This is a genomic window from Vibrio floridensis, from assembly GCF_021852965.1.
Taxonomy (GTDB): Bacteria; Pseudomonadota; Gammaproteobacteria; order Enterobacterales; family Vibrionaceae; genus Vibrio; species Vibrio floridensis.
The window spans coordinates 1-14,312 of the sequence record NZ_JAKGCY010000003.1; the positions used below are offsets into that span (position 1 = coordinate 1).

15 protein-coding genes are annotated in these 14,312 nt (G+C 45.8%); 11 read left to right on the forward strand and 4 right to left on the reverse strand.

Annotation, left to right across the window (positions count from 1 at the left end; translation table 11 throughout):
• The first annotated feature begins 158 nt into the window (after window positions 1–158).
• From rsxD to LZU85_RS06355, 6 genes are all read left to right on the forward strand, one after another.
• Window positions 159–1,226, forward strand: coding sequence for an electron transport complex subunit RsxD (gene rsxD / locus LZU85_RS06330; RefSeq protein WP_131069960.1), 1,068 nt, complete (start codon window positions 159–161; stop codon window positions 1,224–1,226).
• Window positions 1,227–1,241: 15 nt separating this feature from the next.
• The gene (gene rsxG, locus LZU85_RS06335) at window positions 1,242–1,877 is read left to right on the forward strand and encodes an electron transport complex subunit RsxG (RefSeq protein WP_176297523.1); all 636 of its coding nucleotides are present in this window, start codon (window positions 1,242–1,244) and stop codon (window positions 1,875–1,877) included.
• Window positions 1,870–2,562 carry an electron transport complex subunit E gene (locus tag LZU85_RS06340; protein WP_011080900.1) on the forward strand — a complete coding sequence of 231 codons (693 nt, stop codon included), beginning with the start codon at window positions 1,870–1,872 and terminating at the stop codon, window positions 2,560–2,562. Before rsxG ends, LZU85_RS06340 begins: the two co-directional genes overlap by 8 nt.
• 71 nt (window positions 2,563–2,633) lie before the next feature.
• On the forward strand, window positions 2,634–3,275 hold the full coding sequence (gene nth, locus LZU85_RS06345; protein ID WP_011080901.1) for an endonuclease III: 642 nt from the start codon (window positions 2,634–2,636) through the stop codon (window positions 3,273–3,275).
• Window positions 3,276–3,299: 24 nt separating this feature from the next.
• Window positions 3,300–3,716 carry a lactoylglutathione lyase gene (gene gloA, locus LZU85_RS06350; RefSeq protein WP_011080902.1) on the forward strand — a complete coding sequence of 139 codons (417 nt, stop codon included), beginning with the start codon at window positions 3,300–3,302 and terminating at the stop codon, window positions 3,714–3,716.
• 129 nt (window positions 3,717–3,845) lie between these two features.
• Window positions 3,846–4,280, forward strand: a complete 435-nt coding sequence (locus LZU85_RS06355; protein WP_011080903.1) for a DUF2753 domain-containing protein — start codon at window positions 3,846–3,848, stop codon at window positions 4,278–4,280.
• Here LZU85_RS06355 and motY read toward each other — a convergent pair.
• Window positions 4,277–5,158: a flagellar protein MotY gene (gene motY / locus LZU85_RS06360; protein ID WP_011080904.1), complete on the reverse strand. Its 882-nt coding sequence runs from the start codon at window positions 5,156–5,158 to the stop codon at window positions 4,277–4,279. The genes LZU85_RS06355 and motY overlap by 4 nt on opposite strands.
• Window positions 5,159–5,356: 198 nt before the next feature.
• Here motY and rnt point away from each other — a divergent pair, with 198 nt between their 5' ends.
• Window positions 5,357–6,010, forward strand: coding sequence for a ribonuclease T (gene rnt, locus LZU85_RS06365; protein WP_011149902.1), 654 nt, complete (start codon window positions 5,357–5,359; stop codon window positions 6,008–6,010).
• 28 nt (window positions 6,011–6,038) lie between these two features.
• Window positions 6,039–7,364, forward strand: a complete 1,326-nt coding sequence (locus LZU85_RS06370; RefSeq protein WP_011080906.1) for a Na+/H+ antiporter family protein — start codon at window positions 6,039–6,041, stop codon at window positions 7,362–7,364.
• A 133-nt stretch (window positions 7,365–7,497) separates the two neighbouring features.
• On the opposite strand, the gene LZU85_RS06375 is transcribed toward LZU85_RS06370, so the two are convergent.
• On the reverse strand, window positions 7,498–8,127 hold the full coding sequence (locus LZU85_RS06375) for a DsbA family protein (protein ID WP_038939703.1): 630 nt from the start codon (window positions 8,125–8,127) through the stop codon (window positions 7,498–7,500).
• 108 nt (window positions 8,128–8,235) lie between these two features.
• Window positions 8,236–8,574, reverse strand: a complete 339-nt coding sequence (locus tag LZU85_RS06380; protein WP_011080908.1) for a Grx4 family monothiol glutaredoxin — start codon at window positions 8,572–8,574, stop codon at window positions 8,236–8,238.
• A 300-nt stretch (window positions 8,575–8,874) separates the two neighbouring features.
• Here LZU85_RS06380 and sodB point away from each other — a divergent pair, with 300 nt between their 5' ends.
• From sodB to LZU85_RS06395, 3 genes are all read left to right on the forward strand, one after another.
• A complete protein-coding gene (gene sodB, locus LZU85_RS06385) occupies window positions 8,875–9,459 on the forward strand; it encodes a superoxide dismutase [Fe] (protein WP_013572124.1) in 585 nt (194 codons plus the stop codon).
• A 121-nt stretch (window positions 9,460–9,580) separates the two neighbouring features.
• A complete protein-coding gene (locus LZU85_RS06390) occupies window positions 9,581–10,084 on the forward strand; it encodes a VC2046/SO_2500 family protein (RefSeq protein ID WP_176297521.1) in 504 nt (167 codons plus the stop codon).
• A 220-nt stretch (window positions 10,085–10,304) separates the two neighbouring features.
• Complete coding sequence (locus LZU85_RS06395) at window positions 10,305–10,988, forward strand: SDR family oxidoreductase (protein WP_176297520.1); 684 nt, start codon at window positions 10,305–10,307, stop codon at window positions 10,986–10,988.
• Window positions 10,989–11,141: 153 nt separating this feature from the next.
• Here LZU85_RS06395 and adhE read toward each other — a convergent pair whose 3' ends face one another.
• Window positions 11,142–13,817, reverse strand: a complete 2,676-nt coding sequence (gene adhE / locus LZU85_RS06400; RefSeq protein ID WP_176297519.1) for a bifunctional acetaldehyde-CoA/alcohol dehydrogenase — start codon at window positions 13,815–13,817, stop codon at window positions 11,142–11,144.
• Between the last annotated feature and the right edge of the window lie 495 nt (window positions 13,818–14,312).

Below are 14,312 nucleotides of genomic sequence, written 5' to 3' on the forward strand. Positions count from 1 at the left end.
CAGCAAACAGACGAACCTGCACCTGAGCAAAACCGCGAAGAATCGCAACCAGCAGAAGACGATCCGAAGAAAGCGGCCGTCGCTGCGGCGATTGCTCGTGCCAAAGCGCGTAAAGCTCAACAAGCAGAACAAAAACAAAATACTGAGGAGAACGAGTAATGTCGTTTTTTATTGCGAGCTCACCACACGCCCACAGTCGCAAAAGCACCCCAGATTTAATGAAATGGGTAGCACTATGTGCGTTACCCGGATTGTTGGCGCAAACCTACTTTTTTGGTTGGGGCACATTAGTTCAACTCATTTTGGCAATCACCATCGCGTTATCTTTAGAAGCACTCGTGATGCTATTAAGAAAACGTCCACCAATGCGAGCGCTACGCGATCATAGTGCTCTGGTCACCGCTTGGTTACTGGCCGTCGCCATCCCCCCAATGGCCCCTTGGTGGATCATCACAATTGGCCTTTTGTTTGCGATCGTGATTGCAAAGCATCTCTATGGTGGTCTAGGGCAAAACCCGTTCAACCCTGCCATGATAGCTTATGTGGTACTGCTGATTTCCTTCCCAGTGCAAATGACCAGTTGGAGTGCTCCTCTACCTCTGATTGAAGCAGGACACGAAGTGGCCAAAGATCCAGTGACATTCGGAGATCTTCTTTCCCTGATCTTTACCGGACTCACTATCGATGGTTCTTCTCTGCAACAAGTTCGTGCAGGCATCGATGGCATTACCACGGCAACGCCGCTTGATGCTTTCAAAACTGGTCTGCACAGCGGAGCGACATCGTCAGAAATTCTCAGCCAACCTATTTTTGAAGGTTTTGCCGGTGTGGGCTGGCAATGGGTTAACCTTGCCTACTTGGCGGGTGGTCTGATTTTGCTCAAGCAACGCGTTATCCAATGGCATATTCCTGTCGGATTTTTAGGTGCGTTGCTTGTGATGAGCAGCTTTTTCTCCCTGTTCTTCCCTGGTGAAACGGCATCACCACTGTTTCATCTCCTTTCCGGTGCGACGATGCTTGGCGCATTCTTTATTGCAACGGATCCCGTATCCGCTTCAACAACAATAAAGGGGCGTATCCTCTTTGGGGCGATCATCGGTACTCTCGTCTTTATCATACGTAGCTGGGGAGGCTTCCCAGACGGTGTGGCATTTGCAGTGTTATTGGCCAACATGTGTGTACCTTTGATCGATTACTACACCAAACCAAGAACTTACGGGCACTAAAAGGCAGGAAATGAAATGTTAAACGCAATACGAAAGAACGGTTTAACACTAGCAATATTTGCCTGTGCTACCACAGGGCTAGTGGCCATGACGCAATATTTAACTAAGGACCAAATCACACTTCAGGAGCAAAAGCAGCTCTCTTCGGTCCTTAATCAAGTCATCCCGGAAAGTGCACATGACAACTTATTGTTTGAATCTTGTACATTGGTGAGCGATTCCGCGCTAGGCTCCGATAAGGCGATGACAGCCTATATTGCTACACGTAATGGCCAAGCCACCGCCATTGCTATTGAGTCCATAGCACCAGATGGCTACAACGGTGCCATTAAGATCATTACGGGTATCGATACCAGCGGTACCGTGCTTGGCACGCGCGTACTTAGCCACCAAGAAACTCCAGGGTTAGGCGACAAGATTGACCTTAGAGTGACAGATTGGATCACCAGTTTCACCGGAAAACAGTTAAATGATGGCAACTATAACAGTTGGAAAGTGCGTAAAGATGGTGGAGAATTTGACCAGTTTACCGGCGCGACCATTACACCTCGTGCGGTTGTTAAAGCGGTGCGCAACACCGTTGAGTTCGTCAATACCCATCGTGAACAGATTCTGAATCAACCACTTAACTGTGGAGGCCACTATGAGTGAGCATAAAAAATTACTTAAAAATGGCATGTGGGACAACAACCCTGCACTGGTCCAGCTACTTGGTCTGTGTCCGCTACTGGCGGTATCGTCAACCGTCACCAACGCACTTGGTCTCGGCATAGCAACATTATTGGTTCTCGTTGGCTCCAACGTCACTGTTTCTCTGATTCGTAACTACGTACCAAAAGAAATTCGTATTCCGGTATTCGTTATGATCATTGCCTCACTGGTCACGTGCGTTCAATTACTGATGAACGCCTACGCCTATGGCTTATACCTATCATTGGGCATTTTCATTCCTTTGATTGTGACCAACTGCATCATCATCGGCCGTGCTGAAGCGTACGCATCAAAAAATGATCCTTTGCCTGCGGCATTAGATGGCTTTTGGATGGGCATGGGTATGACCACCGTGCTTGTCGTTTTGGGCGCAATGCGCGAAATCATCGGCAACGGAACCCTTTTCGATGGCGCAGATCTTCTGCTGGGTGAATGGGCGAGCGCACTGCGGATTCAGGTATTCCAATTTGACAGTAGCTTCCTACTGGCACTGTTACCGCCCGGGGCATTTATTGGTGTCGGCCTGCTCATCGCGTTGAAAAATGTCATCGATACACAGTTGAAAGCTCGCCAACCTAAACAGGAAAAACCCGCGATTGAACGCGCACGCGTGACTAACGCGTAAGTCACTGTCTAGGCTCATCAAAATATGCACCGCTAGAGTGCCCATGAGCCTAGAACAACTGGAAGTCAGCAATGAATAAAGACAAACGCATACAAATTCTCGAACGATTACGAGAAAACAACCCCAACCCACAAACCGAACTCAATTGGAACTCCCCTTTTGAGCTGCTGATAGCGGTTTTGTTATCAGCACAAGCAACGGACGTCAGTGTCAATAAAGCCACCGACAAACTGTTCCCAGTCGCCAACACCCCTCAAGCGATGTTGGATCTTGGGGTGGAAGGTCTGAAAGAGTACATTAAGACCATTGGCCTGTTTAATTCCAAAGCGGAAAACACCATCAAAACGTGTCGCATTCTGCTCGAAAAACACAACGGTGAAGTCCCTGAAGACCGAGACGCTCTTGAAGCACTGCCCGGGGTTGGGCGCAAAACCGCCAATGTAGTGCTCAACACCGCCTTTGGCTGGCCAACCATCGCTGTCGATACCCATATTTACCGCGTTTCCAATCGCACAAAGTTTGCCCCAGGCAAAAACGTGGATGAAGTCGAGCAAAAGTTACTTAAAGTGGTACCAAAAGAGTTTAAACTCGATGTCCACCACTGGTTGATTTTGCATGGACGCTACACCTGTATTGCACGCAAGCCTCGCTGTGGCAGTTGCATCATTGAAGACCTGTGCGAATTTAAAGAAAAAGTCTACCCAGAGAATTAATCTCTATCTGTAAGGAGCATAACAATGTCAAATGGTCGCATTCTTCACACTATGTTGCGTGTGGGTAATTTAGATAAATCGATTCAGTTCTACACCGAAGTTATGGGCATGCAATTGCTTCGTACCAATGAAAACAAAGAGTATGAATATACTTTGGCGTTTCTAGGTTACGGTGACGAATCACAAGGCGCAGTCATCGAGTTAACTTACAACTGGGGAAAAACGGAGTACGACCTCGGCAGTGCATTTGGTCACATCGCGATTGGCGTCGACGACATTTATGTCACTTGCGATGCCATTAAAGCTGCTGGCGGCAACGTCACTCGCGAACCTGGCCCAGTAAAAGGCGGCACGACCCACATAGCTTTTGTGAAAGATCCTGATGGCTATATGATTGAGTTGATCCAAAACAAACAAGCATCAGCAGGTTTAGAAGGCTAATCGCCACGTCAATATGGCGGAATAGCAACGAGGAGGCTAAAGCCTCCTCTTTTGATCTTAATCATGAAACTTTACATGATAATAATTTTCATTTAGATTAATCTCAATTTTGCTAACTGGGATAAGCACATGATCAGTGAATGGGAAAAACACACGTTGCTCGCCGATACCGCGCTGCAACTTGACGATCCAATTCGTAGTATTTTGCACTATCAACAAGCCTACAATTTGAGCGAAGACATCATTGCTTCCTCAACGGTAGAAGCCGACGACAAATTACTGATATCCGTGATCTCGTGCCACAACTTGGCACAATTTTGGCGTTGGGCGGGTGACACCGACTATGAGCTAAAATATCTGCAACTGGCCTCGGAAAAGGTGCTGACCTTAATTCCTCAGTGCCCTCACCACCAATGTGAAAGTTTTATCGAGTCTATTGGCTGCTGCAAAAAAGCGTTGTTCGATTTTTTAAAGCGCCACCCAAACCCAAAGATCGCGCAACTGGTAGAGAAGATTGACACGGCTACCCATTGCGAAATCATCGCAAAGTTCAAACTCAACTAAACTTCACTTCGCCCCAGTGAAATGACAACGCGGCGGTTTTTATCTTTACCAATAGGCGTTGCGTTGTCTGCAATTGGGCGGCGTTTACCATAACCTTGAACTTGGATGCGATCTTCCGTCAATCCTAGTGCTTTGAAATAATCTCTCAACGATTCCGCTCTACGTTCTGATAAGTTTTGGCTCACGCTAGTACCATCAGTGGAATCGGTGTAAGTCGAAACCAACACCAAATCAATATCAGAGTTGTAGCGCACGTATTCAGCAATCTGCGACAAGCGCTTTTGCGATGCCTTGGTGAGTTTATCCCCATTGCGTTCATAATGCAGAATAGTGAACGAAATATCTTCAAAGCTGTAAGGCAACAGATTGGCGACACAATCGCTAAATACGTTGTATTTTTGCTGGAACAGAACGGCAGATAGCGCAACTTCAATTCTTTGGTCACGGCTTTGCCAATCTTGATAACTAAACGTCGGATAACGTCCTTTCTCTAACTCAGACAGAATGCCCCATGCCGTTTGTCCACCAACATAACCATTAAACTGTTGAAAGAACTTAATATTAGTAATGCGGTCGGCATTTTCTCCTGGTCGCCATGGAGGCGGCATCGAAATCAAACTCACATTGCGCGTTTCGCCCATAGGTCGACGCATTTTTAGCTCAAAATCCAACACAATTTTTTTACTTGCGCGTGAAGAGAATTCCGCATCACCGTAGTTAGGGATCGGATGCACCAAACGGCATTCCAGCGGTGAATTCATCACCATTTCCCATTGTGATTGCTGCGGGGTGGCAATATAACGCTTCGTCATCGCTGCCGATGGCAATGATGCAAAGGTAGTTAGTACTAAACCACTGGTTATTAGCCACTTTTTCATTATCACTACTTCTCTTACTCGCTCACGGTTGCGTGGCAGACATTTGCCACTACCGGATGAATTCTATCTGACTTACACATTTATGCAAAAACCTCGCCAAATAGGAGCAAAACTTTTGCGGTTTTCTCCTTTTGTAACGTTTTTTTCATAAGGATAATCTGTAATAATGCAGCCTTTGTCACACAAAAATATAGAAACATGACTGTAGAAAACACAGCACTGACCCTGAAAAAACGCTTTCGCGGCTATTTTCCTGTTGTCGTCGATGTTGAAACCGCCGGGTTCAATGCCCAAACGGATGCCCTCTTAGAAATTTGCGCCGTCACACTATCCATGGATGAAAACGGTGATCTTCACCCGGCATCGACCATTCACTTTCATGTTGAGCCCTTTGAGGGGGCAAATCTCGAAAAAGAAGCACTTGAGTTCAACGGCATTCGTGACCCGTTTAGCCCATTACGCGGCGCCGTGACGGAACAAGAAGCGCTAAAAGAGATCTATAAACTCATCCGTAGAGAACAAAAAGCCGCTGATTGTAGCCGCGCCATTATGGTGGCACACAACGCAGCGTTTGACTTAAGTTTCGTTAACGCCGCTAATGAGCGTTGCAAACTTAAACGAGTCCCGTTTCATCCCTTTGCCACTTTCGATACCGCAACGCTCAGTGGCTTAGCTTATGGCCAAACTGTACTGGCGAAAGCGTGTAAAACCGCAGGGATGGAATTTGACAATCGTGAGGCCCACTCGGCGCTTTACGATACCGAAAAAACCGCAGAGCTGTTCTGTGGCATCGTCAATAAATGGAAAGCGCTTGGAGGCTGGCCATTAATTGAAGATGAAAACGAAAAATAATAAGTAAACACAACTACCTGAGAAAACTATGAATCCTGTCGTTATATCTGTTTGCGTCATGCTAATTTTAGCCTTGATGCGAGTGAACGTGGTGGTCGCCCTCACGTTCAGTGCCATCGTTGGTGGCCTTGTTGCTGGAATGGGCCTAGGCGATACCATCGCTGCTTTTGAAAGTGGCCTTGGTGGCGGTGCAACCATCGCACTGAGCTACGCCATGTTGGGTACCTTCGCGGTTGCTATTTCAAAATCGGGCATTACTGACCTACTTGCCAGAAGCGTTATTAAGCGCCTTAACGGCAAAGAAAGTGACGCTTCAACCACCGGCTTAAAATACGCTGTTTTGGTCGCGCTCGTACTGGTGACCATGTCATCCCAAAACGTCATTCCTGTCCATATCGCCTTTATTCCCATTTTAATTCCACCTCTATTGGGCGTATTTGCAAAACTCAAACTCGATCGTCGATTGGTTGCGTGTGTGCTGACATTTGGCCTGATTACGCCATACATGGTCTTGCCTGTCGGCTTTGGCGGTATTTTCCTCAATAACATCCTATTGAAGAACCTGCACGATAACGGTTTAGAAAGCGTTGTCGCCAGCCAAGTACCGACCGCAATGCTCCTACCAGGTGCGGGTATGGTGTTTGGTCTTTTGACTGCTATTTTCTTTAGCTACCGCAAACCTCGCGAATACCGTGAAACCGAGCTGACCGTGGTGCATGAAGAAAGCGAAGGCATCAACAAAAAGCACATTCTGGTTGCAGCCCTAGGTATCATCGCAGCTCTTAGTGTTCAGCTATACACGGGTTCAATGATCATTGGTGCACTGGCTGGCTTTATGGTCTTCACCTTTGGTGGTGTCATTGCTTGGAAAGAGACTCATGATGTGTTCACTAAAGGTGTTCATATGATGGCAATGATCGGCTTCATCATGATCGCCGCCGCTGGTTTTGCTGCGGTAATGAAACAAACGGGTGGCGTTGAAACACTGGTAGAATCGCTGTCAACCAGCATCGGTGACAACAAAGGCCTCGCTGCTCTTCTTATGCTTGTGGTCGGTCTGCTTGTTACGATGGGGATTGGTTCTTCTTTCTCTACCATTCCAATCTTAGCAACCATCTACGTTCCGCTTTCCATCGCTTTTGGTTTTTCACCGATGGCAACCATCGCTCTTGTGGGTACCGCTGCAGCGCTTGGTGACGCAGGTTCACCCGCTTCTGATTCAACGTTAGGCCCAACTTCTGGTTTGAATGCCGACGGGCAACACGAGCACATTTGGGAAACGGTTGTTCCAACCTTTATCCACTACAATATCCCGCTCATTATTTTTGGTTGGATCGCAGCTATGGTGCTGTAAGCGCTTTAATACGTTGTACGATCGACAATCATAAAGAAGCCGCTCTGTTGAGCGGCTTTCTCTTTCAATAAAAATAGGTTGGTCTTTTTCAGCGTGTCTCGCTGGCCTATTTCATCGCGTTATTTTCATCACACTATTGAGCGGGCATATTCTCGACAATGCGCTCACGGATCAACTTTAACGTCGGTTCGGTGGAGAGGTAATCGATCTCGATTGGAAAATACGCATCGTTAATTTGCAATACTAAACTTGGGTAAGCGTTGACGCCTAAGCTTCGAGCTAAACTCAGTTGATCTTCAAAGACACCTTCCAATAAACGCCCCGTCACATCGTTTTCAAACTGTTGAACATTGAGTCCAATTTCTTGCGCAAGCTGGCGATGTGTCGCTTCATCATGTGGTGGCATGGCGCGCAAATAATACGCGTGTTGGATAGCCTCTAGCATTTGCTCATAAGAATCTTGAAAACCTGCGGCAATCACCGCACGACACGCCTGATAGGTACTACGAACTGGTGTACAACGTGTCCAAAACTCATAATTAAATTGAGTACCTAGACGCTGTTCAATTTGATGCCAAATGCTTTCAATTTTTTGCTGCATTTCAGGTGGCATCGGCAATGTTGAATCTGGCGCTAAGCCGCCAACCACATACTCAAACTGAATGACTCCAGGTAACTGTTGCTTCAATTTTTCCAAGGTAGGTTTGTATCCCCAGCACCAGCTGCACATAGGATCATGGACGTAATATAGTTTGATTTTCATGGTAGTAACTCAAAAACAAAAAGGAGCCAAACAGCTCCTTCGTATTCTATCTTCGTTTGACGATAACCACTACCGAAACTCTTTCAAGCTCCATAGTGGTTGGCCAAATTATTCCGCGTCGCTGCCCGCTGCGCGTGCTGCCGCTTCTTTGATCAATGGTTGAAGTTCGCCTTTTTGGAACATCTCAATCACGATATCACAACCGCCAATCAACTCACCTTCAACCCATAGTTGTGGGAAAGTAGGCCACTCCGCGTATTTTGGCAACTCAGCACGAATATCTGGGTTTTGTAAGATGTCTACATAAGCAAATTTTTCACCACATGCCATCAATGCTTGAGCTGCTTGAGAAGAAAAACCACAGCTTGGTAGCTTTGGAGAACCTTTCATGTAGAGAAGGATTGGGTTTTCTGCGATTTGTTGTTTGATTTTGTCGATAGTTTCCATTGCTTCCTCGTTCACGGAATGACTGCAAATTTTTCGCACATTCTACCTTATTAGTGCAGAATAAAAAGCACATAAAATTAAGGGCTATTGTCCGTACTAGATCCGCATTAGAATGACAAAGAAATTTCATATCAAAAAGCGGATTTTTCCTTTTAATAAAGTAAAAACTTGCTAAACTATAGCGCAAGTCAGTCATATTGACAGTCGATTCGTTGATGAATAATCAAACGGATTGATTTAATTATAAATTCACTGGAAGCAACCGAAGGTAATCCCTTCATATAAATGGAGAATCGAGCAATGGCATTTGAACTACCAGCTCTTCCTTACGCAAAAGACGCGCTTGAGCCACACATCTCTGCAGAAACTCTTGAGTTCCACCACGGCAAACACCACAACACTTACGTTGTGAAACTGAACGGCCTAATTCCTGGTACTGAATTCGAAGGTAAAACCCTAGAAGAGATCATCAAGACTTCTACTGGCGGTATCTTCAACAACGCAGCGCAAGTGTGGAACCACACTTTCTACTGGCACTGTCTTGCTCCAAATGCAGGCGGCGAGCCAACAGGTGCAGTTGCAGAAGCGATCAACGCAGCATTCGGTTCATTCGAAGAGTTCAAAGCAAAATTCACCGATTCAGCAATCAACAACTTTGGTTCATCTTGGACTTGGTTGGTGAAGAAAGCAGACGGTTCTCTAGCAATCGTTAACACTTCAAATGCGGCAACACCAATCACTGAAGAAGGCGTAACTCCACTACTGACTGTAGACCTATGGGAACACGCTTACTACATCGATTACCGCAACCTACGTCCTGACTACATGAACGGTTTCTGGGCACTGGTTAACTGGGATTTCGTTGCAGAGAACCTAGCGAAATAATTTTCGCCCCTTAAGTTCCAATTTAGTCATACTTGAAAGCCCGCATTCGCGGGCTTTTTGTTTATTTTCCCTAAAGTTATCTGCCGACGTGCCGCTAATAAAGCATCACACGGAGAGCCGCATGCAGATACACACATTAGACAAAGCAAGCATCATTAACGAGCTGAGCTTCGGTAATGGCATTAGCCAAGCCGTTCAGCAAGGACGTCGTGCCGACTTTGCACTGCTGCTTTCGATGTTTTCTGAAGACGCTCGTCACATCACCCCCGTAGAACAAATTGAAACGCAGGAAATGACGGATGCCGTGTTGCGTAAGCAATTTGGTTTGTCTGAACCTCAAAAATTGAGAAGCGATCAATCAAGTTACGCGATTTCTGCAGAACAAGCGAAACAGTTCCACAATGCAGGGCTTCCTTCTGCCAAACTGAGTCACTATCTCAACGCAGAGCCATTAGCTTATATGCCAGAAGAGACGTTTGATCTACCAGAAGAGGTTTATCAAAACCTTTCTGGGCACGAGCGAACAAAACTCGCAACCCCTGAAGTTAAATTGCTACCAGAAGCCGGGTTGTACAACCACCTATCCACTGCACTGGTCAAAGCGAAATTTGCCACCTACGCGTAACACGCTGTTTATCGTTGTATTTACTGGCATGGCACGGATCAACTTTGCTAGACGCTATGCGACAATTTTTCATCCCTCAGAACACCAAACTGTGACTGTTTACAAATATCTCATCATCTCTTTTGCACGATTAACCGTTGTTTGAAGTTATTCACACAGCGTACCCAATTTCTCACCCAAGATGAAAGTACGGTCTGAATGCTTGAGGGAGAGCAACGAGATGGATATCAAGAACGCTTTGATTTTAGTGACGAGTGCGGGCTCATTATTGGGCAGAACAGTGGCAGCGCACTTTGCGCGTCTCGGTGCCATTGTTATTCTCTGCGACCAAGACCAAGCTGCATTGAGTGATACACACAAAGAGCTCTATGCCATCACTCAAGATGTTTATCCGATCACTTTGCAAGACTACAGCCAATCTTCCATTCAATCCTTGTTTGACCACATTCAGGCACAATTTAACCGCGTCCCCAATGTACTCGTGAACTGTTGGACCAGCTCTCCTCTGCCACTTTTGAATACTGAAGCAACCTCAGAAGGCTTCATAGAAAAACTATCAAGTACCGCAGGCGCACTATACGGCTATGTGCAAGTGTGCGCGGAACGAATGCGACGCACAGAAACGAAAGGCGTGATCGTCAATGTTATTTCGCACGATGATCATCTAAATTTTACCGGTGTTGAGAGTGTGACTTCCCTCGTTTCGGGTTTTACTCACAGTTGGGCAAAAGAGCTCACCCCTTTTAATATTCGCGTTGGTGGTGTGATTCCATCGGTATCACACCATCACGGACAGATAGACGCGACACATTGGGCTCAAGTACAGGATGAACTCATTCGCAACGCTGAGTACATCGTGGCGAATGAGTATTTCAGTGGCAGAGTGGTGACCACCGAAATCTAACCGAACTCAAAAAATCAAACTGATAAAAAAAGCCCCGGTCTTTCGACTGGGGCTTTGATCTTTTTCCCGATTTTTTTAGGTTTCGTGCTAGCGAAAACCTACCTCATTCCTGAGTCTTACTTCTTGCTGACACTTAGTGACTAAGTATCAGACTTATTTTTTCGCTTTTGGCGCTACTTGGTCTGCTTTCTTCTTGATTACAGTCGTACCTTCGAAAGTTTCACCTTCAACGAAAGCTTTACCGTAGTAAGAAGCCAGTAGAACTTCTTTTAGCTCAGCGATTAGTGGGTAGCGTGGGTTCGCACCAGTACACTGGTCATCGAACGCTTCTACTGCTAGTTCATCAACTTTCGCTAGGAAGTCAGCTTCAGCAACACCTGCCGCTTGGATAGACATTGGGATGTCTAGGTTACCTTTTAGCTCATCCAACCATGCTAGTAGACGTTCAATCTTCTGAGCAGTGCGGTCACCAGCTTGGCTTAGGCCTAGGTGGTCAGCAACTTCAGCGTAACGACGACGTGCTTGTGGACGGTCGTATTGAGAGAACGCAGTTTGCTTAGTTGGGTTATCGTTCGCGTTGTAACGTACCACGTTAGAGATAAGTAGAGCGTTCGCCAAACCGTGTGGTAGGTGGAACTCTGCACCGATCTTGTGCGCCATAGAGTGACATACACCTAGGAACGCGTTCGCGAATGCGATACCAGCGATGGTCGCTGCGTTGTGTACTTTCTCACGAGCGATTGGGTCTTTTGCACCGTTCGCGTAGCTTGAAGGTAGGTACTCTTTTAGCATCTTAAGTGCTTGTAGAGCCTGACCATCTGAGTATTCGTTCGCAAGAACAGATACGTAAGCTTCTAGAGCGTGAGTCACTGCATCGTAACCACCGAATGCGGTTAGAGACTTAGGCATGTTCATCACTAGGTTCGCATCTACGATTGCCATTTGAGGAGTCAATTCGTAGTCTGCTAGTGGGTACTTAGCACCAGTTTTGTCGTCAGTAACAACCGCGAATGGTGTTACTTCTGAACCTGTACCTGAAGTGGTAGTGATACATACAAGCTCAGCTTTTTGACCCATTTTAGGGAACTTGTAGATACGTTTACGGATATCCATAAAGCGCATTGCAAGTTCTTCGAAGTGAGTTTCTGGGTGCTCGTACATTACCCACATGATCTTCGCAGCATCCATTGGTGAACCACCACCTAGTGCTAGAATCACATCAGGTTGGAAGCTTTGCATTGCTGCTGCGCCTTTCTGTACTACTGATAGCGTTGGGTCAGCTTCAACATCAAAGAATGTTTGAACTTCCATGCCTTGAGCTTTAAGCAGTTGTACTACGTCATCTGCGTAACCGTTGTTGAATAGGAAACGGTCAGTTACTAGGAATGCGCGTTTCTTACCTTCTAGGTCGCTTAGTGCGATTGGAAGGCTACCACGACGGAAGTAGATTGACTTAGGTAGTTTGTGCCACAACATGTTTTCAGCTCGCTTCGCAACAGTTTTCTTGTTGATTAGGTGCTTAGGACCTACGTTCTCAGAGATAGAGTTACCACCCCATGAACCACAACCAAGAGTTAGAGATGGTGCAACGTTAAAGTTGTAAAGGTCACCGATACCACCGTGAGTAGTTGGGATGTTTACAAGGATACGTGCAGTCTTCAGTTTGTCACCGAAGTAACGGATACGGTCTGCATTTACGTCTTGGTTAGTGTATAGACCAGATGTGTGACCGATACCGCCGATTTCAACCATGGTTACTGCTTGTGCAACTGCGTCTTCGAAGTTGTCTGCGCGGAATAGACCTAGAGTTGGAGATAGCTTCTCGTGAGCAAATGCATCGTCGTAAGACACTTTGCCTAGGCCTTCACCAACAAGAACTTTAGTATCAGCAGGAACTTTAACGCCTGCCATTTCAGCGATCGCTGCAGCTGGTTGACCAACGATTTTCGCGTTTAGTGCGCCATCGATGAGCAGTACTTTACGAACTTTGTCTGCTTCAGCTTTGCTTAGTACGTACGCTTTGTGAGAAGCAAAACGCTCTTTCACTTCGTCGTATACAGCATCAACAACGATTGCAGCTTGCTCAGAAGCACATACTACGCCGTTATCGAACGTCTTAGACATTAGGATAGATGCAACTGCACGTTTGATGTCCGCTGTTTCATCGATAACAACAGGAACGTTACCTGCACCTACACCGATTGCTGGCTTACCAGAAGAGTAAGCGGCTTTAACCATGCCTGGACCACCAGTTGCAAGGATAAGTGCGATGTCATCGTGCTTCATCAGCGCGTTAGAAAGCTCAACCGATGGCTGGTCGATCCAACCGATGATGTCTTTTGGCGCACCAGCTGCTACTGCAGCTTCTAGAACCAGTTTCGCTGCATCGTTAGTCGAGTTTTTCGCACGTGGGTGTGGCGAGAAGATGATACCGTTACGAGTCTTCAAAGAGATAAGAGATTTGAAGATTGCAGTAGATGTTGGGTTAGTGGTTGGAACGATACCGCAGATGATACCTACTGGCTCAGCAATAGTCATCGTACCTAGGTTGTCATCCTCTTCAAGGATGCCACATGTTTTTTCGTCCTTGTATTTGTTGTAGATGAACTCAGACGCAAAGTGGTTCTTGATTACTTTATCTTCAACAATACCCATACCAGATTCTTCAACCGCCATTTGTGCTAGCGGGATACGAGCTTGGTTAGCCGCTAGAGAAGCTGCACGGAAGATTTTGTCTACTTGCTCTTGAGAGTAAGTAGCGAACTCTTCTTGCGCTTTCTTAACGCGTGCAACCATCGCATCTAGTTCAGCCATATTAGTAACAGGCATAGGGAATCTCCTAAAATTAACAAATATTAAAAACTTTTTAGTAAGGCTGTTTGTCTATCACTCTTACTGTGAATCAGTAAGTTACTTAGCAACCGACTTAGTAAATCGCTTTCAGGGCTGAGTATAATATTTCAGAGTATGAAAAAAATTGACTTGGATCAGATCCAACACTCTAAATACCCCAAAAGTGGTGCATGAACGCAATAATTTCACTCAAATCATTGATAAATAGATAAATAAATTTTCAATTTATATCGAACAAAAAGCATGCAAACAAACAAATCGTACAAATAAGCAACGCAACCTTGTAAAAAAGTTTCATTATAAATCTACAAAATTACATAAAATTACATGTAGACGTGAAACTTTGTGCTACTGAGAGTATATCCAATTCCCCCTCCTCCTAAAGACGACGACTCAGTTTTTATCAAAAATGTGCGAATGTTAACGTTTATGTAAACTTATTGAATGAGCAAGGCAAATTATACGCAACAA